The 23,502-nt window shown below is 43.8% G+C and carries 15 protein-coding genes and 1 riboswitch; of the genes, 6 read left to right on the forward strand and 9 right to left on the reverse strand.

Annotation, left to right across the window (positions count from 1 at the left end):
* Nucleotides 1-47: 47 nt before the first annotated feature.
* The gene (gene lptD, locus AC5JQI_RS02735) at nucleotides 48-2,399 is read right to left on the reverse strand and encodes an LPS assembly protein LptD (protein ID WP_493913647.1); all 2,352 of its coding nucleotides are present in this window, start codon (nucleotides 2,397-2,399) and stop codon (nucleotides 48-50) included.
* A gap of 182 nt (nucleotides 2,400-2,581) precedes the next feature.
* Between lptD and djlA the strand changes: the two genes are divergently transcribed.
* On the forward strand, nucleotides 2,582-3,406 hold the full coding sequence (gene djlA / locus AC5JQI_RS02740) for a co-chaperone DjlA (protein WP_493913648.1): 825 nt from the start codon (nucleotides 2,582-2,584) through the stop codon (nucleotides 3,404-3,406).
* Nucleotides 3,407-3,480: 74 nt separating this feature from the next.
* On the opposite strand, the gene rluA is transcribed toward djlA, so the two are convergent.
* From rluA to AC5JQI_RS02755, 3 genes are all read right to left on the reverse strand, one after another.
* Nucleotides 3,481-4,134 (reverse strand): bifunctional tRNA pseudouridine(32) synthase/23S rRNA pseudouridine(746) synthase RluA, encoded by a 654-nt coding sequence (gene rluA, locus AC5JQI_RS02745; RefSeq protein ID WP_237386475.1) that lies wholly within the window; start codon nucleotides 4,132-4,134, stop codon nucleotides 3,481-3,483.
* Nucleotides 4,135-4,283: 149 nt separating this feature from the next.
* Complete coding sequence (gene rapA, locus AC5JQI_RS02750; protein ID WP_493913649.1) at nucleotides 4,284-7,193, reverse strand: RNA polymerase-associated protein RapA; 2,910 nt, start codon at nucleotides 7,191-7,193, stop codon at nucleotides 4,284-4,286.
* Nucleotides 7,194-7,425: 232 nt separating this feature from the next.
* On the reverse strand, nucleotides 7,426-9,774 hold the full coding sequence (locus tag AC5JQI_RS02755; RefSeq protein WP_493913650.1) for a DNA polymerase II: 2,349 nt from the start codon (nucleotides 9,772-9,774) through the stop codon (nucleotides 7,426-7,428).
* A 236-nt stretch (nucleotides 9,775-10,010) separates the two neighbouring features.
* Here AC5JQI_RS02755 and AC5JQI_RS02760 point away from each other — a divergent pair, with 236 nt between their 5' ends.
* A complete protein-coding gene (locus tag AC5JQI_RS02760) occupies nucleotides 10,011-11,714 on the forward strand; it encodes an ArnT family glycosyltransferase (protein WP_493913651.1) in 1,704 nt (567 codons plus the stop codon).
* A 608-nt stretch (nucleotides 11,715-12,322) separates the two neighbouring features.
* Here AC5JQI_RS02760 and AC5JQI_RS02765 read toward each other — a convergent pair.
* From AC5JQI_RS02765 to thiB, 5 genes are all read right to left on the reverse strand, one after another.
* Entirely contained in the window at nucleotides 12,323-13,480 is a 1,158-nt protein-coding gene (locus tag AC5JQI_RS02765; protein ID WP_493913652.1) for an SEL1-like repeat protein, read from the reverse strand.
* A 33-nt stretch (nucleotides 13,481-13,513) separates the two neighbouring features.
* Nucleotides 13,514-14,962 carry a tetratricopeptide repeat protein gene (locus AC5JQI_RS02770; protein ID WP_493913653.1) on the reverse strand — a complete coding sequence of 483 codons (1,449 nt, stop codon included), beginning with the start codon at nucleotides 14,960-14,962 and terminating at the stop codon, nucleotides 13,514-13,516.
* Nucleotides 14,963-15,146: 184 nt separating this feature from the next.
* Nucleotides 15,147-15,848, reverse strand: a complete 702-nt coding sequence (gene thiQ / locus AC5JQI_RS02775) for a thiamine ABC transporter ATP-binding protein ThiQ (protein WP_493913654.1) — start codon at nucleotides 15,846-15,848, stop codon at nucleotides 15,147-15,149.
* A complete protein-coding gene (gene thiP / locus AC5JQI_RS02780; protein ID WP_493913655.1) occupies nucleotides 15,841-17,445 on the reverse strand; it encodes a thiamine/thiamine pyrophosphate ABC transporter permease ThiP in 1,605 nt (534 codons plus the stop codon). The genes thiQ and thiP overlap by 8 nt, the downstream gene beginning before the upstream one ends.
* Nucleotides 17,421-18,434 (reverse strand): thiamine ABC transporter substrate binding subunit, encoded by a 1,014-nt coding sequence (thiB, locus tag AC5JQI_RS02785; protein ID WP_493913656.1) that lies wholly within the window; start codon nucleotides 18,432-18,434, stop codon nucleotides 17,421-17,423. Before thiB ends, thiP begins: the two co-directional genes overlap by 25 nt.
* An 88-nt stretch (nucleotides 18,435-18,522) precedes the next feature.
* A riboswitch (TPP riboswitch) is annotated at nucleotides 18,523-18,627 on the reverse strand.
* A gap of 116 nt (nucleotides 18,628-18,743) precedes the next feature.
* On the opposite strand from thiB, the gene rppH reads away from it, so the two are divergent.
* The 4 genes from rppH (at nucleotide 18,744) to thyA (ending at nucleotide 23,421) form a co-directional block, all read left to right on the forward strand.
* On the forward strand, nucleotides 18,744-19,274 hold the full coding sequence (gene rppH / locus AC5JQI_RS02790; RefSeq protein WP_237386468.1) for an RNA pyrophosphohydrolase: 531 nt from the start codon (nucleotides 18,744-18,746) through the stop codon (nucleotides 19,272-19,274).
* Nucleotides 19,275-19,284: 10 nt separating this feature from the next.
* The gene (ptsP, locus tag AC5JQI_RS02795) at nucleotides 19,285-21,531 is read left to right on the forward strand and encodes a phosphoenolpyruvate--protein phosphotransferase (protein ID WP_493913657.1); all 2,247 of its coding nucleotides are present in this window, start codon (nucleotides 19,285-19,287) and stop codon (nucleotides 21,529-21,531) included.
* 208 nt (nucleotides 21,532-21,739) lie between these two features.
* A complete protein-coding gene (gene lgt, locus AC5JQI_RS02800; protein WP_493913658.1) occupies nucleotides 21,740-22,630 on the forward strand; it encodes a prolipoprotein diacylglyceryl transferase in 891 nt (296 codons plus the stop codon).
* Nucleotides 22,627-23,421: a thymidylate synthase gene (thyA, locus tag AC5JQI_RS02805; protein WP_493913659.1), complete on the forward strand. Its 795-nt coding sequence runs from the start codon at nucleotides 22,627-22,629 to the stop codon at nucleotides 23,419-23,421. Before lgt ends, thyA begins: the two co-directional genes overlap by 4 nt.
* The last annotated feature ends 81 nt before the right edge of the window (nucleotides 23,422-23,502 follow it).

Consider the following 23,502-nt stretch of genomic DNA (forward strand, 5'->3'; position numbering starts at 1 on the left):
CGCGCTGCAACTTGAAGTCTATTCGGTATACATTGTGTTTATCGGTATCAGAATGCACGCTGGTATGGAAGAATACCTTGCTGCAACATTTTCTGACTACCCAGACTATGATTGTTACTTAAGCCACGAAGTTCAACATTGAATGACCATTTGTTGTCATATTGGCTGCTGCCGAATCTCCAGTTGACGATCTTGCGTTCATAACCCACATTGACTGCCCAGCAGCAAGTATTATATTGCAGACCCACCATTTGACTCGCAGGCTGTTTTTCTTTGGTATCGTAGTAATACGCTCCCACAAACGCCCAGCGATCTGACAATGGCCAGCTTGCTGCCAGACCCACCTGTGAAATGCCTTGCTGGTAAGCGGGTAATGTCCCAAGCGTAGCCTGAATATAATCGCGATCGACAAAGCGATAGTTTAATTGCAGCAGGCGGTCGGCATCCCGGCGGTATTCGACAACCGCATTGCCCATGGTTACACTGCCCAGTCGGTTATCGTATTGTAGCCCACCTTTGAAACCCCAAGAATCGCTGATTTTCCAGTGTACATCTCCGGCCCATGTAGTCGGCCCTGTACCTTGTTTATTCCTGATAATACCTTTGCCGCTTGAGTTGGGATCTGTATCAGTAGTACGTGGACGTTCAAAGTAGTAGATTTGACCCACGGACAGGCTAAAACGTTCAACTAAATCTTCATCATAAATACGTGAGGTTATACCCGTGGTAAATTGATTAGCCGATGAAATGCGGTCTAACCCGCTGTAGAAGCGGTCACGGAACAATCCGGTATAGTCTGTTTGCAGCAGGGATGAATCAAAGTTATTAATGTTATTTTGATTCTTATAAGGCACATAGAGATATTGAACGCGGGGTTCCAGAGTCTGGGTGTAACCCTGATTAAAGTACATGGAGCGTTCAAACACTATTTTCGCGTCTGATTTAAACACAGGCAGAACACGGTCAACTGATTTTTCCAATGAGGGGTTTATTTTTTGTATCTCAGGGGAAATATCCTGCTCGTAATGGGTAGCCATCATTTTAAATTCATTATTGATGCTGGCCCAGCCATTGGAGAGCGGCAGATTAAGGGATGGCTCCAGATGCCAGCGAGTTGCATCTGGATTGTTTTTTCCTACGCTGGTTAGCTTAGCTACTTGGGCGTAGGTACGAAAATCAAATGGTCCCAGATCATTCTTATAGTAGTTTAGATCCAATTGAGGTTCAGTTCGGTAAGCTTTTCTACTATCACTTGCGGTAAAGATCTGGAACTGTTTGGTTGACAGTGTGGCATCCCAGTTTTGCTGAGCATAACCAATACTGAATTTTTGAGTGGCATAGCCATCGGTGCTGGAGCCGTACTGTGAAGAATAATCACCAAAATAGCTAGGGTCGCTGACTTTGGTATAATCGACGTTGAAACGCCAAACCTGATTCATGACACCACTGTGATTCCAGTAGAATAACCAACGGTTGCTGCTGTCCCGCTCAGGTTTGATGCCGAGTTTTTTGTCTTCCTCATACAGGCGGTCATGACCAATCCAATCCAGCGCAACCGTACCCGTACCTGCTTTGGTTAAATAACGGAATTCATTATCCAGTTTAAAGCCACGCATAGTAATGAGATGCGGAGTGATCGTAGCATCATAGTTCGGAGCGATATTCCAGTAATATGGCAGCAGGAACTGGAAGCCGTCTTTATTGGAAAAACTGGCATTGGGGATCAAGAAACCAGAGCGGCGTTTGTCACCAATCGGCAACTGCAAGTATGGGCTGTAAAACACGGGTACATTGGCAATCCGAAAACGAGCGTTCCAGATTTCAGCTACTTCTTCTTCACGGTCGAGGATCACTTCTGAACCGACAACACTCCAGCTATCATTGCCCGGCAAACAGGAGGTAAATATCCCATTATTCAAAATAGTATAGCGGTTTTCATCACGCAGCATCATCTTATCTGCGCTACCACGTCCCTGACGGCCGACCATCTGGTACTTGCCCTGCTCTACGTCAGTGTCTTTATTATTCAAATTAGCCCAAGCCCGTGGCCCTTTTAAAATGATCTGGGGGTCATCATAGCTGAAGTTACCGATTGCAGTAATAGTACGGATTGGCTCTTTATCCTGTGTCTGTTCAAGCCGTACCTTATCGGCTGTCAGTGTTTTGTTTCCCTGTTGGATATCAACATTACCAATGAACTCAGCTGAGTAGGGATATTCACCGTGAGTATCATCAGACTTAATGTTAACAGGCATTTTATTGGGATCGCCTGTGATAATCGGCTTATCGTAGACAGGTACGCCCAGCATACATTGTGCTGCGAGATCAGCATGAGCTTGCTGACTATAGAGTGCTGCCCATACCATTGTGGCCAGCAGAGTTGGATAACATTTATTCATAGATGTTTATGCGGTTCCGTCATCAGTGGCATCGTGCCGGCGAATGTTCAGAGACTAACTTAGTTAATAAATAGGCGCCAGAGTAAAGTTTAACTTTGCTAATCTTGCTGTTAGGCACAGAGCTTAATGAATAGTATGATAATGCAAAATTGCGCTCAGGGCATTGGGGAATTGAAGACTATATGCAGTATTGGGGAAAATTATTTGGATTAATATTCGGTATAGCGTCCGGTGCAGGTTTCTGGGGCATTGTGATTGGCCTGTTACTCGGTCACATCCTTGATAAGGTCAGGCTGCGGAATCAACGTATTGATACCAAAGGCCAGACCCGACAAACCCTGTTTTTCCTCAGTACATTCCAAGTACTGGGGCACTTAACCAAAGCAAAAGGCCGGGTAACCGAAACGGATATCCAGCTTGCCACTCAACTGATGGACAGAATGCAGCTGCATGGTGAGGCCAGGACTTCTGCCCAGCAATCGTTTCGTGAGGGTAAACAGCCTGAATTCCCCCTGCGAACGACATTACGGCAATTGCGGCGCGCTTGCTTTGGTCGTTTCGATCTCATTCGCATGTTTTTGGAAATACAATTGCAGGCCGCGTTTGCTGATGGTGAACTGCATCCCAATGAAAGAAAAGTCCTGTTTGTCATTGCTGAAGAACTGGGGATTTCCCGCATGCAATTTGAACAATTTCTTGCCATGATGGAAGGTGGTCGTCATTTCGAAGGGCATCATTATAGTGGGCAGTATCAGCAACATGGGCACTATCAGGGGGCTGGGCAGCAGCGTGCAACACTGGCGGATGCCTGTAAGGTATTGGGTGTCAATGAGCATGATGATGCCACAACCATTAAGCGGGCTTATCGGAAACTGATGAGTGAACATCACCCCGATAAGCTGGTGGCAAAAGGTTTACCACCAGAAATGATGGAGCTTGCAAAGCAGAAAGCGCAGTCTATCCAATCCGCGTATGATTTGATCAAAAAAGAGAAAGGCTTTAAATAGCACTGATCCTAACGTATTTCACAACAACCTAAAGTACTTCACAAAAACCTAAAGTACTGCAAAAAACGCATCCGTCAAAAATCGGCTTTGCATTCAAAATGCATTGGCGTGCCATAAGCCGGATGCGTAATGGATAGTTCTTGGGCGTGTAATTGCAGGCGAGGTGTAAGCTCCCTTGCCTGCGGATGGGCATAAAAGCGATCCCCCAGAATAGGATTGCCAAGAGCCAGCATATGCACACGAAGCTGATGAGAACGGCCGGTGATTGGAGCCAGTCTGACACGTGTTGCCTGTTCTTCATATTTCAGCACTTGATATTCAGTTTGTGCCGATTTTCCGGTTTCAAAGCAGACTTTCTGCTTCGGACGATTTGGCCAGTCGCAGATCAACGGCAAATCCACCAATCCCTTTTCCGGCTCCAGTTTTCCCCAGACCCGGGCGATATAGACTTTTTTCGGCTCACGTTCACGGAACTGACGTTTCAACTCACGTTCGGCGGCTTTGGTGAGTGCCACAACCATAATGCCGCTGGTAGCCATATCCAATCGATGTACCGATTCTGCGGTAGGAAATTCAGCCTGAACCCGTGTCATAATACTGTCTTTGTGCTCTTCTGCTTTACCCGGCACAGAAAGTAATCCACTGGGTTTATTAACAACCATAATGTGCTCATCTTGGTACAGCACATATAACCAAGGATCTGTCGGGGGATTGTAAGACTCCAGCATGAGTGGCTCCAATTGGGTCGGGAAAATAAATCAGGTCAGAAAAATGACGGGGCGCATTCTATCAGATATGACCCGGGGTGCGGGATTAATATAGAGTGAGACTGAACTCAGGGGCACCTTGCGGAGAATACCCCTGAATTTACGCGCATTTATTGATGAGAAACAACAACCAGACGAATGGCATCCAGACGCCAGTTGGCCTGATCAAGGTTCAGCAACAGATGCTTATGCTCAGATTCGATAGCTTCCAGCTCATCGTCACGAATATTCGGGTTAACCGCTTTCAGGGCTTCCAGACGTGACAATTCCGCTGACAGCACTTCATCCGCTTCTTTCTTTGCTTTCTCAATCAATTCACGTGATTGTTTTTCAATCAGAGGTTCTGATTGTTGTAAAATCGCATGAACTTCTTGCTGTACCGCATTGACCAGCTTGCTGGCGTTATGGCGGTTGATGGCATTGAGCTGACGGTTGAAACTTTCAAACTCTACCTGAGGAGCTAGATCAGTGCCTTTTAGATCCAATAAGAGACGTACTGGCGTTGGTGGCAGAAAACGGGTCAATTGCAAATGTTTAGGCGCTTGCGCTTCAACAACGTAAATCAACTCAACCAACAGAGTACCTACCGGCAGTGCTTTATTTTTCAGAATAGAAACGGCGCAACTTCCTGTATCCCCTGACAGGATTAAATCCAGGCCATTGCGAATGATAGGATGTTCCCAGCTCAGAAATTGAGTATCTTCGCGGGACAGTGCTTTCTCACGGTCAAACGTAATGGAGCAGCCGTCCTTCGGCAATCCGGGAAAATCCGGCACCAGCATATGATCAGATGGATTCAGGACGATAATACCGTCACTGTGATCTTCCTGATTGATGCCGACGATATCGAATAAATTCAGGGCAAAATTCACCAGATCGGTATCATTATCCTGCGCCGCAATTTTTTCTGCCAGTTTCTGACCTTGTTCACCACCGTTGGAGTTCATTTCCAGCAGACGGTCACGGCCTTGCTCCAATTGTTGTTTGAGTTGTTCATGATGCGTGCGGCATTCAGTAATAAACTCATTGAAGTCAGTTTGCTCATTAGGTTTGGCAAGGAAATTCAACAGTGTTTCGTAATACTTGTCGTAGATAGGACGACCGGTCGGGCAGGTATGTTCAAACGCATCCAGTCCTTCGTTATACCAGCGCAGGAGAATGGATTGCGCCGTGTTTTCCAGATAAGGCACGCTGATTTTAATATCGCGGTTTTGACCGATACGATCCAGACGACCGATTCGTTGCTCCAGCAAATCAGGGTTGAATGGTAGATCAAACATAACAAGCTGATTGGCAAACTGGAAGTTACGTCCTTCAGAGCCAATTTCAGAACAGAGCAGCACTTGTGCTCCGTCTTCTTCAGAAGCGAAGTAAGCGGCGGCACGGTCACGTTCCAGCAAGGACAAACCTTCATGGAAGACGGCACCGCGGATACCTTCGCGTTCACGCAGAACTTGTTCCAGTTGCAGCGCAGTTTCTGCTTTTGCACAGATTACCAGCACTTTTTCATCACGGTTTGCCATCAGGAAACCTAACAGCCATTCTACGCGTGGATCGAAGTTCCACCATGTGGCGTTTTCACCTTCAAATTCCTGATAGATCCGCTCAGGATAGAGCATATCTTTGGCACGCGCTTCCACGGTCTTTTTGGCACCCATGATTTCAGAAACCTTGATTGCCGTCTGATATTGGGTTGGCAATGGTAATTTGATTTCATGCAGTTCACGGTGTGGGAAACCTTTCACGCCACCACGGGTATTACGGAACAGTAGTCGGCTGGTTCCATGGCGATCCATCAGCATAGAGACCAGTTCGTGGCGAGCATTGCTGCTCTCCTCATCCTGCTGGCTGTTTACCGCTTTCAACAAAGGCTCAATATCTTGTTCGTTAATCAGTTCAACAATTGCATTTTGCTGGTCATTGTTTAAAAGATCATCGGACAGCAGCAAAGTCACGGCATCCGCAACAGGACGATAATTCTGTTGTTCATCAATGAATACCTGATAATCATGGAAACGATTTGGATCAAGCAGGCGCAGACGGGCAAAGTGACTCTCTTGGCCCAACTGTTCTGGTGTGGCTGTCAGCAGCAGAACGGAAGGTATTTGCTCTGACAACTGTTCAATAACGAGATATTCGCGGCTCGGGGATTTTTCGTTCCACTCCAGATGGTGAGCTTCATCCACTACCATCAAATCCCAGCTCGCTTCCAGCAAATGTTCAAAACGTTGCTTATTGCGGCGAACAAAATCCAGAGAACAGATAACTAATTGCTCTGTCTCAAACGGATTATCGCTGTCATGAAGCGCTTCTGTGTACCGACCATCATCGAACAGTGAGAAACGCAGGTTAAATCGACGCAGCATTTCTACCAGCCATTGATGTTGCAGGCTGTCTGGTACGATGATCAATACACGTTCCGCACGTCCTGCCATCAATTGCTGATGAATGATCATGCCGGCTTCAATGGTTTTACCCAGCCCCACTTCATCCGCCAGTAATACGCGGGGAGCATGGCGTTTGCCTACTTCATTGGCAATATGTAGCTGATGTGGGATCAAACTGGCACGAATGCCACGTAATCCACTTTCTGCCAGACGAAATTGTTCGCTTTGGTGTTTACGGGCGCGAAAACGCAGAGCAAAGCGATCCATACGGTCAATTTGACCAGCAAACAGACGATCTTGCGGCTTATTAAACGTCAGCTTGCTATCCAGAAAAACTTCCCGCAGGCAGGTATTTTCTTCTTCAGTGTCCAGGCGAGTACCGATGTAGATCAGCAGGCCATTATCTTGCTGAACATCATCGATCTTGAGTTTCCAACCTTCGTGACTGGTCACGGTATCGTCCACATTAAACATAACGCGGGTAATAGGGGAGTCATTGCGTGCGTAAAGGCGGTTTTCTCCGCTGGCAGGAAAAAGTAACGTCACCATGCGCGTATCAAGCGCTACGACTGTTCCTAATCCAAGTTCGCTTTCTGTATCGCTTATCCAGCGTTGACCAAGAGTAAATGGCATAAATTTCGGCTCAGTTTTCTGTTAGACAATATCATTTATAGGTGCAGGATGGCTGCTTTTGTTGGATATCGATCATCATTGATTATCGATAGGGATAGTTTTCAATAGCACTTTTCCAATAGCACTTTACATCCCGCGTTTTTTGGTAACGAGGTCACAAAAGTACCATTGCCCATTAGAGGAGCGATATGTTAATTGAAGCTGAGCAAGCCGTCACCTGCAAAAATATCCATTACTCAAAAGAGATGCTCATTTGCCCTGTTTGCAGGGCCATAAAGTCATCCTGAATAAACGGCAAAATAGCATCGGCAATGGGCATTAACTGCTTATTGATATAGTGCTCATAGTCTGGTGCAGTAGTTTGATTTTCCATGGGTTCTGGCCCGGACAGCGTGATAATGTAGCTGATCCAACCACCGTTTTGGTACTGTAGTGGACGATTGTGCTGCTGGTTATATTCATCCGCTAAACGTGCAGCCCGAACATGCGGGGGAACATTGCGCTGGTAATCCGATAAATTGCGGCGCAATCGCTTACGATAAACAAGGCGTCCATCAAACTCCCCCGCCAGCGTCTTGGCAATATACTCTCGAATATAATCTTGATAGGGTTGCTGGTGAAAAATCAGCGTATACAGTTCTTTTTGGAAGATTTGAGCCAGTGGTGTCCAGTCCGTTCTCACCGTTTCCAACCCTTTGAAAATGACCTTATCGCTACTCAGTCCGGCATAGCGTTTTTTGCTGCCTTGCTCTGCTCCACGCACTGTCGGCATCAAGAAGCGACGATAGTGTGTCTCAAATTCTAACTCCAATGTATTTTCAAGATTGAATTCGGATTTCAGGTGTTCTTTCCACCATTGGTTGACAAATTGTGTCAATGAATGCCCAATTTGGCTGGCTTCGTCCTCTGAATGAGGGCGTTTGAGCCAGACAAATGTTGAATCTGTATCACCATAAATGACCTGATAACCCTGTGATTCAATTAACTCACGGGTTTGATGCATGATTTTATGCCCACGCATCGTAATTGATGATGTCAGGCGGGGATCAAAAAAATGGCATCCGGATGCACCGAGTACGCCATAAAACGCGTTCATAATAATTTTCAAGGCTTGGGAAAGCGGCGCGTTACCCAGTCTTTTGGCTTTGTCGCGTTCATACCAGATTTGCGTGACAATATCGGGTAAACAATGTTGGGTGCGGGAGAAAAAAGCCTGCCGGAAACCGGGTACGGAATGTTCACTGTCGGGTTGAGCAAGGCCTTCGACCATACCTACAGGATCAATCAGGAATGTGCGGATAATCGAAGGGTAGAGGCTTTTATAGTCCAGTACGAGTACTGAATCATACAGACCCGGAAACGAATCCATCACAAAACCACCGGGACTGGTATCATCGAAATAAGTGGGCTGAACGGGAGCAACATAGCCAATGCGGTGCATTCTTGGCAGATAAAGGTGGGTAAATGCGGCTACTGAACCACCGCTGCGATCTACTGCCAATCCTGTAACAGTGGCCCGCTCCAAGAGGAACGCCATCAAATCCACTTTCTCAAAAATACGATTGACCAGAGTGCAGTCTTGCAAATTATAGCGGGCGAGGGCGGGCTTATCTTCCTGAAAAAGGCGGTTGATTTCATCCATTCGGTCATAAGGATTATCAATGGCTTTCCCTTCCCCTAATAGCGTTTGAGCAACATATTCAAGACTGAATGAGGGAAAATTCCACGTCGCTGTTTTCAGGGCATCAATGCCGTCAATAATGAGACGACCTTCTGCTGATGCAAAAAAGTGCCCCGGTTTGAAACCGTGTTCCCGCCATTCGAGCAAACTCTGATTACGACCGAACTTTAGCGGCACGTTGTAGCGTTCGGCATGTTTCTGTAACATCCGTAAATCGAACTGAATCAAACTCCAGCCAATAATGGCATCCGGATCGTAATGAGCCAGCCATTGATTGAGTTTCTCCAGCATCATCGGGCGGCTGGCAACATATTCCAGCCTGAAACCGAGTTCCTGCGGATTACCATTTTCCGACCCTAACATAAACACAGTTTTCTCACCACATCCAGCCAGACCAATGGAATATAGCTCACCATGTTGACTGGTTTCAATATCCAGAGATACCCATTTCAGAGTGGGGCGATAAGTGGGATTGGGCTTCATTTGATACATTCCATCTGGTTTCTGGCTGAACCAGACGGGCGCTGTGATAAAACGCTCCATCATAAACCGATCGGGTGGGCGGATATCGGTTTCGTAGAGTGGGATATCTTGTTCTTTGAGGATTTTTTCCAGATATTGCAACTGACGATATTGCTGGCAATACAGCGCAGCGACAGGCTGGCGATTGAAATCTTTTAATGGCAATGCCTTAAGTTCGCAGTGTTGTTCCTGCACGAGTAATTGTTTGACTTTAGGCAAATCACGCTGAGGCAGGAATGCAACCGCTTTTTCATGAGGGATTGTAATGCGGCGAGCACCAAGATCTGTCGCCAGCCAATACACCAACTCAATGCCAGATGGTGTATCTTTCCAATGGCGAGTTAAAATAAAGCCTTGTTCGACGTGATTTATCTGCATGATCTTTCTGTTTAAGCGTTATCAGCCAGAACCCGTATTACCAAAGAAGGTTTCAACTATAGCATTTCCAATGGTTATTTATACAGTATTTTTTGAAGGGCCGACAGGTAAAAATTGATCATTAAGAAGCACTTTAGCATCGCACCTCAGTATCTTTTGTAATTATTCTTAATTGGCTACTATGATTAATGATTTTTTATGGAGAAATAAATATTAATTTCACTTGGTAAATATTGATGAATAACTCTAATAGACTGAGTCAAACAGATATTAAAGCCTTACTGTTATTTATAGTTTTTATGCTGCTTTATTTGTTACCCGGTATTTATGGACATAATCCGTGGAAACAAGATGAAAATTATAGTTTTGGTATTATTCAAACGATGTCTGAAACCGGAAATTGGTTGGTAACAATCAATGCTGGACAACCTTTTATGGAAAAGCCTCCACTATATTATTGGACGGCAACGACATTTATACATCTATTATCGCCCTGGCTTCCAATGCATGATGCTGCCAGAACTGCTTCTTTATTATTTTCTATAATCAATTTTTCCTTTTTCATTCTTCTTGCCCGTCGTGTATTTGATGTCAAAAACTTTACCGATAGTCGGATATGGATTGCTTTTGCCCTGTATGCCAGTGCGCCCGGACTGGTTCGCCATAGCCACGATATGTTTACTGATATCTCATTGGTAGCGGGAACAGTTATCGGTTTATATGGTTTGCTGGGATTAATTAAAAAGGAAAAAATAGTCTATTCCTGTTTATGGTTGATTATTGGTACAGTGACGACCCTATTATCAAAAGGGATTTTCATTCCAGGACTATTATGGATATGCCTTATTCTGGCTCCTGTTTTTCTTAAATTTTGCAGAACTAAACAATATTGGCTGAATGCTATATCGTCAGGGATTATTGCACTGGTTTTAATCTTACCGTGGCCAGTCATGTTATTTCTTGAATATCCTGATTTATTTAAAGTCTGGTTTTGGGATAACAACATTGGTCGTTTCTTAGGTTTCTCTGTTGAAGATCTTGGCGCCAGAGGTAATTTGACGACTATCCCCGAAGCAGTGCTGTTTTTTGCTCTCCCGTCAGGCATATTGGCTTTGATTTTTATATTAAAAAATCCAATTAACGCTTTGTTAGACGAACATTATTTCCTTTGTACGGCATTTTCTGTATTAGGTGTTGTTTTATTACAAATATCAGCTTCCGGGCGCGCTTTATATTTATTGCCCTTTATTGCACCAATGGCGATTTTAGCCACAGAGATTTTCCTTAAACTACCGGAAAGAATCTATAAATATTTCAGTGTATTTTCTACTACTCTCTGGTCTTTTCTCATCGTATTCTTATGGTTCAGCTATTTCTTATCGCTTTCCAGCGATGATAAACATGGGTTGGAGCCATTAGGCAGATGGTTACCCATGAGCTATCAGATGCACTTTTCAGGATTAATATTTGGCATAGCGTTTTTGATAACCATCGTATGGATGGCTAAGAATAAGTTACTTTCTCAATTTCCTGCCTTACGTGCCGCTCAAAATTGGCTATTGGGCATTACCGTCGTTTGGGGATTGGTATTTACATTATTTGTTGGCTGGATTGATTATGCCAAAAGTTATCAAGATGTATTTATTGACCTAAAGCAGAATATTTCCGGGATATATCAAGAGAATCACTGTATGGCATCATATAACATTGGAGAGTCCGAAGCCCCAATGCTTTATTATTATGCTCATATATTGCTCCAGAAACAGAAAGCATTTGATACTCCTGAAAAATGTGAATGGTTGATGGTTTTATCCGAAGAGGTTGATCCCGCTCCGGAGGGAATGGAATTATTTTGGCATGGTCATAGACCAGATGAAGATCGTGAGAATTTAGTTGTTTATAAGAAAGTGGAGTTAAACGATATAAAATCGAATCAGTAGAGGTAAGTTATTTAACGGGTTGGATGGTGGCTTTTTGTACCACTATCTCGCCTAGTAAGTTTTAAATATTCCGTAACTATGTGATATTACTTCCTGAGTTTATTCATCTTCTGGCCAATACCTTACAAGGGAGAAAATGCAAAGGAGCAATATCTTGGGTAAGTATAAATAGTGATGAATTAATAAGAGATACACATATTCATTTGATACTTGATGGCATCAATATAGAAGAGATAATTAATAAGTATCTTGGATATTAATTTAAATGAAGATGCTAATAATAGTAATAATGAGTTTGTGTTCGTGGATTTAAATAATAATAGATATAAAAATATAAAAAGTACAACTGGAAAAATGGTTGTCCCACGATCCCTCCTTGGATGGGGAATAAATGCCTTATATGGGATAAGTATGCTCTACACCTAGAGACAAAAGAAAGAGAAGATGAAGATAGATATGATGGTCTATCCCGATTATTCCATATCTTTTGATACTCTCAGGATGGTGGAGGGATATTACATAAATTAAAGATAATTGAGTTAATGGTTTTTTAAATAAAGCGTCATTAAGTGACGCTTTATTTAGATTCTGTAAGCTAAATAGAGTTTTTATGAACGATTCAGTTTTTCTTTTAATTCCTGAATTTTTGTTTCTAAATTACTAAGACCTTTATCTGACGCTTTTTGATAGAGTTCAAGTGCTTTTTTATAATCTCCAGGCACTACATGACCAAGTTCATAAATCATTGCCAGATTTCTCTGGGCATAAGCATCGCCTTGATCTGCCGCTTTAATAAACCATATCATAGCTTCGAAACTATCTTTTTTTACACCATTTCCATACCAATAAAGTTGACCAATATTATTTTGTGCGGTGGAATCACCTTGAGCTGCGGCTTTCAAAAACCATTTCATCGCAACGGAACCATCTTTTGGTACACCCAACCCTTTCATATAAAAGAATCCTAAGATATTCTGGCCATCCGGACTCCCTTGTTTGGCTGCTTTTGTACCCCATACGATCGCTTTTTGATAATCTTGCTCTACACCTAACCCTTTGGCATAAAAAAGACTCAGCGTAAACTGCGCCCTTTTATCCCCTTGCTCAGCAGCTTTGGTATACCATTTGGCGGCTTCGGAGTAGTTTTGAGGGACCCTTAATCCCTCACTATAAATATCGCCAAGTCTATTTTGTGAACGGACATATCCCTGCGTAGCGGATTTGGTATACCATTTGATGGATTCACTATAGATTTGCTCTACACCTAATCCATTAAAATACATGTATCCCATATTAGCTTGTGCAGAAGCTTCATTTCTTTTAGCGGCTTTGGGACACCATTTCAATGCTTCTTGATAGTCTCGTGCTACGCCTAATCCTTCTATATAAAAATAACATAAAGATGCTTGTGAATAGACATTTCCTTGAGTAGCGGCCGAGGTATGCCATTTAACGGCTTTTTGAGAATTTTGTTGTACACCTAATCCACTATTATAGAGAGAGGCAAGATAATATTGAGCTTCTGTATTTCCCTGATTTGCGGCTTGTTGATACCACTTGTAGGCTTCTTTGTAGTCTTGCTGTATACCTGATCCTTTTTCGTACAACCTCCCTGTTTTATATTGTGCGGTTGCATTACCTTCTGTCGCTAATTTTAAGCAAACAGAAAATGATTGTTCATTTATTTTGCAGGGATCATTGAGTGTAAATGCAGAAATTAATGGGCTGAAACTGAGAAAAAAGCAAAGTAACAATAGGCGTTTCATATATTTATTCCTTATTTTTATAGGAGTTTTCCATTATTTATTAAGTTTGTTGGTCAGTTCTTTCACTTTTAATTCAACATCAGTTGCACCGTTATCAGCGGCTTTTTGATACCATTCGAGTGCTTTTTCATAATCCTGTGGTACAACTTTTCCTTGCTCATAAATCATGCCCAGATTTCGTTGGGCTAACTCTTCACCCAACTCTGCTGATTTAGTAAACCATTCTATCGCTTTTTTAGAGTCTTTTTTTACACCTTCTCCATTGAGATAATGTGAGCCAATATTATTTGCCGCTGTCGGAGAACCCTGATCAGCCGCTTTCATAAACCATTCGATTGCTTTTGTACTATTTTTGAGTACGCCTAATCCTTCACTATAGATATAGCCAAGATTAGATTGTGCATCCACGTCTCCTTGATTAGCGGCGAGGGTATGCCATTTGATGGCTTCTTTATAATTTTGTTTTACACCTTTTCCAACTTGATAGAAATGTCCCAGCATAGACTGCGCATCAGTATCCCCCTGTTCAGCAGCTTTGGTATACCATTTGGCAGATTCTGTGTAGTTTTCTATCCCATCTGTACCATTATAATAGAAAGCACCGAGTTCAAGTTGTGCATCCACATCTCCTTGGTTAGCGGCGAGGGTATACCATTTGATGGCTTCTTTATTGTCCTGAATGACGCCTAAGCCATTCAAGGAGAAATAGCCCATATTATATTGGGCTGAAGCATAGCCTTGCTCAGCGGCCAAGAGTGTCCATTTGACTGCTTCTTGATTATCTGGTGAAACACCTAAACCCTTTCTATAGAGATTACTAAGATTAAATTGTGAGTACATATCTCCTTGTTCAGCGGCTTTGGTATACCATTTTGCAGCTTCTTGATAATTCTGTGGAACACCCTGCCCTTGATTATAGAGATAACCCAGTTTAGTTTGTGACTCACTATTTCCCTGTTCAGCCGCTAAGGTATACCACTTTACGGCCTCTTTATAATCTTGTGTTACACCTAATCCGAAGTGGTAGAGATAACCAATATAGCTTTGCGCATAAGTATTTCCTTGATTGGCTAATTGGAGATGTTTTTCAGCTTCTGCTGTGTACAATTCATTAAGTTTAGATTGGACGTCGGCATTACCTTGCTCAACTGCTTTTTCATACCATTCGATGGCTTCTTGGTAGTCTTGTTCTACGCCTAACCCTTTCTTATAGAATTCACCAAGACTGGTTTGTCCATTGACATTATTTTGGTTGGCGGCATGGGTATACCATTTGAATGCCTCTTGATAGTTTTGTTCTATACCTAATCCTGTTTCATACAATTTCCCTGTTTTATATTGCGCTTCGGCATTTCCTTGATTGGCTAATTTTAGGCAAGTAGAAAAGGAGGTTTTATCTATCTGGCAGGGATCGTTTGGAGTACATGCAGTTGTCAAAAGACAGAAGCTAAGAAGAAAACAGAGTGGCGTTAATCGTTCCATGTTGTTATTCCCTATTTTTATGGGTGCAATCGGGGGAAAAGAATAACGCCAAACATTAGCAAAAATTATATGGTTTGAAAATTATATATAGATCTCTCAGTACTGTAATCAGCGAAAGTTTTATCTATTTATTATGTCTATCAAATGAGGCGTATTATTGATAGACATCATATGATTTTCTGTTTTAAATATTGGTGATACCCAAAATCACCGCCTCTTTTGCCTCACCACTTACCAACCTCTCAGTCTTCCCATCATAATGAATTTTTCCGTCCACAATCAGCAAAGAACGCGGAGCGATTTTCGCTGCGTCATCAAGATTATGGGACACCATAAGTAAAGTAATTTGGCGTTCACAGCATATTTGATCCAGCAATTCCAGCATCTCATTGCGCAAAGCAGGATCGAGCGCTGAAAATGGTTCATCCAGTAATAAAATCGGTTGATGGCGGACTAAACAACGAGCCAGTGCCGCCCGTTGGCGCTGTCCGCCAGAAAGCTGGGACGGCAGGCGAGGTAAATACGCCTCCAGCGATACCTGAGAGGCAATTTGCTGGAGTGTTTTCTTTTGCTCTGCATTCAATCGCAACCCGGGATGCAATCCTAAACCAATATTTTGCTCAATGGTCAAATGGGAAAACAGGTTATTTTCCTGAAACAGCATGGAAACAGGCCGCTTGGAAGGCGGTGTATTTGTGTGATTTTTGCTATCCATCCAGATATTGCCTTGCTCTGGAAATTGGAAACCCGCAATTAAACTTAACAATGTGCTTTTGCCCGCTCCACTTGGGCCGAGGATCGCAATGCGCTCTCCAGCTTTAATGCCTACATCAAAATGCATAGCAAGATGTTTATAGGTGTAAGTGACATTTTCGAGTTTAATCATGGCGTCGGCCCGGTAAGCGTTCAATTACAGTGAACAAAATAAAACAGAGAAGCAGCAACAGGAATGCGGTCACGGCACCATCCTGATTGCGATAGGCTCCAATTTGTTGATACAGGTAATAAGGCAAAGTACGGAAATCTTCGCTTGCAAATAACGCGACAATACCGAAATCTCCAATTGATAGAACATAGGCAAAAGCCAACGCTTGTGCTAATGGAATTTTCAGCGCCTTGAACTCAATCCAGCGTAGGCGCTGAATACCTTGAATATTGAGTGAACGGCACAGGGGATTGTAGCGTTCTGCCAGATCACGCATCGGATTTTCCAATACTTTCAGGGCATAAGGGACGGCCATCAGCGCGTTGGTCAAAATAACCAATCCATAAGGTGATTGAGGTAATCCAACAGTTGTATTCAGCAGAAGAAAAAAACCCGTGGCAAGAACAATTCCCGGCATGGCAAGGATCAACAAGCCGCTGGTTTCTATCGCTTGTCCCCAACGGGGAAAGTGGCGTAAGCGTAATTCCCGGCTGCTCCATAGCAACATCATGGTCAGTATTACACACAGCAGCCCCGCTCCCAGTGCGATAATGACCGAAGTTGTAAAGGCTTGCCATAAAGCAGGCTGGCGTAAAACATCAAAAATACTGCTGTTTAAACCATCCACAATAACTGCCAGCAAGGGGGGGAGTAGAAGCAACAAGGCCAGACTAATCAGCAGGCCATCAAATAATTTCCGCAACCATGAATCCTGTGGATTGCGCCATTGTTGTTGATGACCATAACCCACTGATAGAGCGCCTTTGAGTTTTTGGCTGATCAGTACCAAGCCAACGCAGCAAAATAGTTGAATCATCGCAAGCAAAGCCGCATGTGCAAGATCGTAGTCATAGCTAAGAGCTTGGTAAATCGCTAGTTCAATAGTTGTTGCCGCAGGGCCTCCCCCTAAAGCGAGAACGGTAGCAAAGCTGGCAAAACACAGCATGAAAATCAGTGCGCCTGTTGGTAAAAGTTGGCGGCGCAGATAAGGCCATTCAATAAAACGAAAATGTTGCCATTCATTCATACCAAGCTGGGCTGAAAGTTGCCGCTGTTCGATTGCGATACTTTCCAGCGATTGCAGCAGCAGGCGTGTTGCCATCGGCATATTGAAGAAAATATGAGCCAGCAAGATCCCTTGTAATCCATAAGGTGTAAAACGATATTCAATACCTAACCATTGGAAAATATTTGCCAACCAGCCTGTTTGACCATAAACGGTAAGGATACCAAACAAAGCGACCAAAACCGGCAGGATCAATGTCATTGCGCATAAGCGCAGAAAGAGAGCCTTACCGGGAAAATGGCGGCGGTAAAGTGATCTTGCAAGGAAAATGGCGGGCGTCACCGATAATACGGCGGATAAAAATGCTTGCCAGAAAGTGAATCGAATGACATGCCAGAGATAACTGTCATTCAAGAATTCCTGCCAATTACTTTCAGGCGCATTGAACCACAGCGCCCCAAATGCAGACAAGGCAACGATAATCAATAAACCGGAGGCAATGACCCCCGGTAATAACCAGCCTGCTATTAGCGGCTTACAGCGCTTTGCCATGTACGTATCCATTTTGTACGGTATTTTGCCACTTCATCTGCGTTGAATTGCAGAGAGTTCTCAGGAACAGGAAGTTGTTTGAAAACGTCAGGCAACGGAATATCAATCACAGGATACATCCATTGAGTTGTTGGAATGACTTGCTGAAATGCTGGAGAAATCATGAAATTCATGAATCTCTGTGCTAATTCAGGTTGCTTACTTGAGGCTAACTGGGCTGCTACTTCAATTTGTAAATAGTGGCCTTCCTTGAAGATAGCCGCTGCATAATTATCTTTTTTCTCTGAAATGATGTGATAACCCGGAGATGTGGTATAGCTCAGTACCATATCGCCCTCACCTTTCAGAAACAGGCCATAGGCTTCACTCCAGCCTTTCGTGACGGTGAGTGTCTTTTTGGCAACTTTTTGCCATTCCTGTGCTGCTTTGTCGCCATAGAGATCTTGCATCCAGAGCAGGAACCCCAAGCCCGGAGTACTGGTGCGAGGGTCTTGGTAAATAATCTTCCAATTCTGGTGGTCATTGATTAATTCATCCATACTTTTGGGTGGATGAGGTAAGGTATTCTTGTTGTAAATAAAGGCGAAATAACCGTAATCATAAGGAATGAACGTATTATTATTCCATGAAATGGGTAATTTCAGTTTTGAAGTATCGATATGGCTTGGTGTGAACAATCCGGTTTGTTGAGCCGCTTGAATCAGATTGTTATCCAATCCCAGAACGATATCCGCTGATGTTTTTTTGCCTTCCATCCGCAAACGGTTCAGTAAGGAGACCCCATCTTCCAGAGCGACGAGTTTCAGTTCACAATTGCACCCTGTTTCAAAAGCTTTTTTAATGGCAGGCCCCGGTCCCCATTCAGAGGCAAATGAGTCATAAGTATAAACTGTCAGCGTAGGCTTTACTTGAGCCGTCTGAGCAAAAACACTGGCAGAAATCGAGAGAGTACTAATGGCAATAAAGCGGGAAAATAATTTCTTAAACACTTTGCTCTCCTATCGTTATTAACAATGGTTATTAGAAGATTGGCAAAGGATCTGAGAAGGAGCTAAATGAAAATTACTTATTTTAATCAATTATTAGCATCCCAAATCCCTACTCCGGTACTAACCGGTTCAGGTCCGACGGGTTTGTTCTCAGCAGCAATATTTTGCAACAACTGCACCCCGTTGAGATGGTCGTATTGTAGAGACTTCGGCCGGGTCTGCAAAGTCCAATCATAGAGGTTTACCGCTTGAGATGAGTGTGAAACAATTAGTTATCTTTTCAAATTCGTTTTATCGAGAGGTAGTCTGGTGATCGATGATGATGGCTACCGCCCGAATGTAGGAATTGTAATTTGTAATCGCCAAGGTCAGGTTCTATGGGCTCGCCGCTATGGACAGCATTCTTGGCAGTTTCCTCAGGGGGGGATAAATCCAGGGGAATCACCAGAGCAAGCAATGTATCGCGAGTTGTTTGAAGAAGTTGGTTTAAATCGCAGAGATGTCCGGGTTCTTGCCTCGACCCGGAGCTGGTTGCGTTACAAATTACCCAAGCGTTTGGTGCGTTGGGATACAAAGCCCGTCTGTATTGGGCAAAAGCAACGTTGGTTTTTATTACAGTTGTTGTGTAATGAAGCTGATATTAATGTGCAGCGCAGTAATACGCCGGAGTTTGATGGCTGGCGTTGGGTTAGTTACTGGTATCCTGTCCGGCAAGTGGTTTCTTTTAAACGGGATGTATATCGCCGCGTGATGAAAGAATTCTCTTCCATTGTGATGCCAATGCAGGAACCTGCTTCACAGCTCTATTCGCCTTATTTATATCGTCGCAGAAGAAATTAGGTAACAGTTTATGCTCATGCGCTTACGAGAAATTGTTGAAAAGGTTGCGATGGCAGCCAATTTATCTGAAGCGCTTGAGCTACTGGTCAATGAAACCTGTCTGGCAATGAATACGGATGTTTGCTCTATCTATCTGGCAGATCATCAACGTCAGTGTTATTACCTGATGGCAACCAGAGGGCTGAGAAAACCAAAAGGGCGTTCGGTCAGTTTAGCTTTCAATGAAGGTGTTGTGGGTGAAGTCGGGCGTTTGTCTGAATTAATTAATCTTTCTGATGTTCGTGACCATCCCAGTTTTAAATATATCCCCCAAGTGAAAGAAGAAAGTCTGCGGGCTTTTTTAGGTGTCCCGATTATTTATCGCCGCCAGTTGCAGGGGATATTGGTTGTTCAGCAACATGAACGGCGCCTGTTTGATGAAAGTGAAGAATCTTTCATGGTAACACTGGCAATGCAGCTTGCTGTTATTCTTGCTCAGGTGCAGACAAAAGGGATATTTGGTCAGTACCGCCAGAGTCGTATTAAAGCACTGGCCATTTCCAATGGCATCGTCATGTCCCAAGGGTGGCAAGACCGTTCACAACCTTTGCTGGAGCAGGTATCTGAGGCATCAACCTTGGATTATCAATCTGAACGTCTGAGATTAATTCGTGCTCTGGAAGAAACAACTGCGGAGTGCCGTCGAATCAGCAAGCGTTTCACCTCTAGCTCGCAGAAAGAAAGTGCTGCCATTTTCGATCTCTATTCTCATTTATTAAATGATCCCCAACTCAAGCAAGATCTGTTTTATTCAGTTGATAATGGTTTTGTCGCTGAATGGGCAGTCAAAACTGTGATTGAAAAATACGCCGGGCAATTTGCCAGCCTGCAAGATCCTTACATGCGGGAGAGGGCATCTGATCTGCGTGCTCTTGGACAACGGGTATTGTTTCATCTGGATGATTCTTTCACTGATGCCACTCAGTGGCCGGAGCATTTTATCCTGGTTGCCGATGAACTCAGTGCCAATTTGTTGGCTGAGATGCCACAGGAACAATTGACCGGAGTGATTGTGCGTGATGGCGCAACGCATTCCCATTCCGCTATTCTGGTTCGTGCGATGGGGCTTCCTGCTATCATGGGGGCAGATATACAACCTGAGTTGTTGCACAATCGGACGCTAATCCTTGATGGTTATCGCGGTGAGATTTTTATTGAGCCAGAGCCGTTGATTGTCCAGGAGTATCAGCAAATAATTGAAGAAGAACAGGTTCTCAGTAAATTAGCTGAATGTGAGCAGCAACAGCAGGCACAGCTTAAAAGCGGAGAACAAGTGCTTGTGCAACTCAACGCAGGGCTTAGTTTAAAATATGAGCAGCAGATAGCGGACAGTATTGATGGCGTTGGACTGTATCGTACAGAGATCCCTTTTATGCTGCATAGTGGTTTTCCATCAGAAGATGAGCAGAAGAACCGTTATCAAGAAATATTGGAACTTTTCCCTGATAAGCCGGTGGTGCTGCGAACGCTGGATGTTGGTGCAGATAAACAACTTCCTTATATGCCGATTAATGAAGACAACCCTTGCCTTGGTTGGCGTGGAATTCGTATCACGCTGGATCAGCCTGAAATATTCCTGATTCAGCTCAGAGCGATGCTAAAAGCCAATGCTTCCACTGGCAATCTAAAGATACTTTTGCCGATGGTGACAAGCATTGAGGAAATTGATGAGGCACGAAAACTGCTTGAGAGGGCGAAATCTGAGGTTGAACAAGCCATCGCCAGAACGATTACCATGCCACAGATTGGCATTATGCTTGAAGTCCCTTCCACTATTTTTTTGTTGCCGCAATTAAAGAAACGGATTGATTTTGTCTCTATTGGCACAAATGACCTGACCCAATATTTGCTTGCGGTAGATCGCAATAATACACATGTAGCTTCACTATATGATAATTTGCATCCGGCGGTAATTAGAGCTCTGAAACTGGCTTTTGACGAATGCCAACGCCTTGCTCTCCCTATTAGCATATGTGGTGAAATGGCAGGTTTACCGATCGGGGCATTAATATTGCTTGGTTTAGGTTATCGTAGTCTGAGCATGAGTGGCCGGAGTGTTCCTCGTATCAAATACTTGCTGCGCCATTTGGATGCTAATGATCTAGAACGTCTTATCAGCGTCATATTGAAAGCTGAAACTAGTGGGCAGATCAAAGGGTTGGCAGCCGAATTTATGGAGGCGAATAGTCTGGGTGGCCTGATTCGGGGTGGTATTTAGTGTTATCCATAGCACTTAATCAGCTTACGCCCGACGGGTTTCAAGATGTAATGCCGCCAACAACGCAGTAGTTTGAAAGATGAAGGGAATAGTTGCCTATGCTATTATTTGCAATTATTTGTCTTAAGTTATTCAAGCAATATAATTCATTTGCAACAGATGATTTATTCACAATAGCATTCACACAACATATTTTTAGTGGGGAACGATGAGCACTAGCTATCTGGCATTTCCTAACATTGACCCTGTCATGTTTTCAATCGGGCCCGTATCTCTCCACTGGTACGGTTTTATGTATCTGGTTGGTTTTGTTTTTGCCATGTGGTTGGCAAATCGCCGTGCGGCACAACCGAACAGTGGCTGGAACAAAGTCGAAGTCGAGAACTTATTATATTCAGGGTTTGTCGGGGTTTTCGTTGGCGGACGTCTTGGCTATGTCCTGTTCTATAATCTCCCAATGTTCCTTGATAATCCCCTTTATCTGTTCAAGATTTGGGACGGAGGCATGTCTTTCCACGGTGGGTTGGTAGGGGTTATCTGTGCCATGTGGTGGTTTTCGCGCCGTACGAAGCGCCACTTTTTACAGACTGCTGATTTTGTCGCTCCGTTGGTTCCCTTTGGCTTGGGGATGGGGCGTATCGGTAACTTTATCAATGGGGAGTTGTGGGGTCGTGTTACGCTTGATACACCTTGGGCGATGTTGTTCCCGAGTTCCCGCAGCGAAGATATTGCATTGGCTACAACCAACCCTTCTTTATGGCCGATTCTGGAGAAATATGGTGTCTTGCCCCGCCACCCGTCCCAGCTATATGAGATGATACTTGAAGGCATCGTGTTGTTTATCATTCTTAACTTATTTATCCGTAAATCGCGCCCGATGGGGAGCGTTTCGGGGTTATTCCTGATCGGATACGGTGCATTCCGCATAATAGTAGAATTTTTCCGTCAGCCTGATGCTCAGCTCGGGCTGTTTGAAGGAATTAGTATGGGGCAACTCCTTTCCATTCCTATGATTTTAGTGGGAATATTTATGATGGTATGGGCATATAAATGCCCCCGCAACAAAACTCGAAATGACAAGATACAAGAGGCAAAATGAAACAGTATCTGGATTTAATGAAAAAAGTGCTGGAAGAAGGCACTGCAAAAGATGACCGTACGGGGACGGGAACGCTTTCTATCTTTGGTCATCAGATGCGTTTCAATTTGCAAGAAGGTTTCCCATTGGTAACAACTAAGCGTTGCCATCTGCGCTCTATCATTCATGAGCTGCTTTGGTTTTTGAATGGTGATACCAATATCAAGTATTTGCATGATAATGGCGTGAGCATCTGGAATGAATGGGCCGATGAAAATGGAGATTTGGGACCTGTTTATGGTAAACAATGGCGCGCCTGGGGTTCTGCGGATGGTCGCCAAATCGATCAATTGACCCAAGTCCTTGAGCAGTTAAAAAGTGATCCTGATTCACGCCGGATTATTGTTTCTGCGTGGAATGTTGGGGAATTGGATAAAATGGCGTTGGCACCGTGCCATGCGTTTTTCCAGTTCTATGTAGCAGATGGCAAACTTTCCTGCCAGCTTTATCAACGTTCCTGCGATGTGTTTTTAGGATTGCCCTTCAATATTGCAAGTTATGCTTTGTTGGTACATATGATGGCTCAGCAGTGTGATCTTGAAGTGGGTGATTTTGTCTGGACAGGGGGTGACACCCATCTTTACAGCAATCACTTGGAACAGACTCATCTTCAGTTGGGCCGTGAGCCGCGTGCATTGCCTAAACTGGTTATTAAACGCAAGCCAGATTCACTGTTTGATTATCGTTTCGAAGACTTTGAGATTGTGGATTATGATCCGCATCCGGGCATCAAAGCCCCAGTTGCGATCTAAGAACCATAATAGTTCAAAATTCAATATCAAATTGTTAAAGAGCGGGTTTGACCTGCTCTTTTTACATTTGTCGCTAATGGA

The organism is Xenorhabdus sp. XBWT, assembly GCF_059072735.1.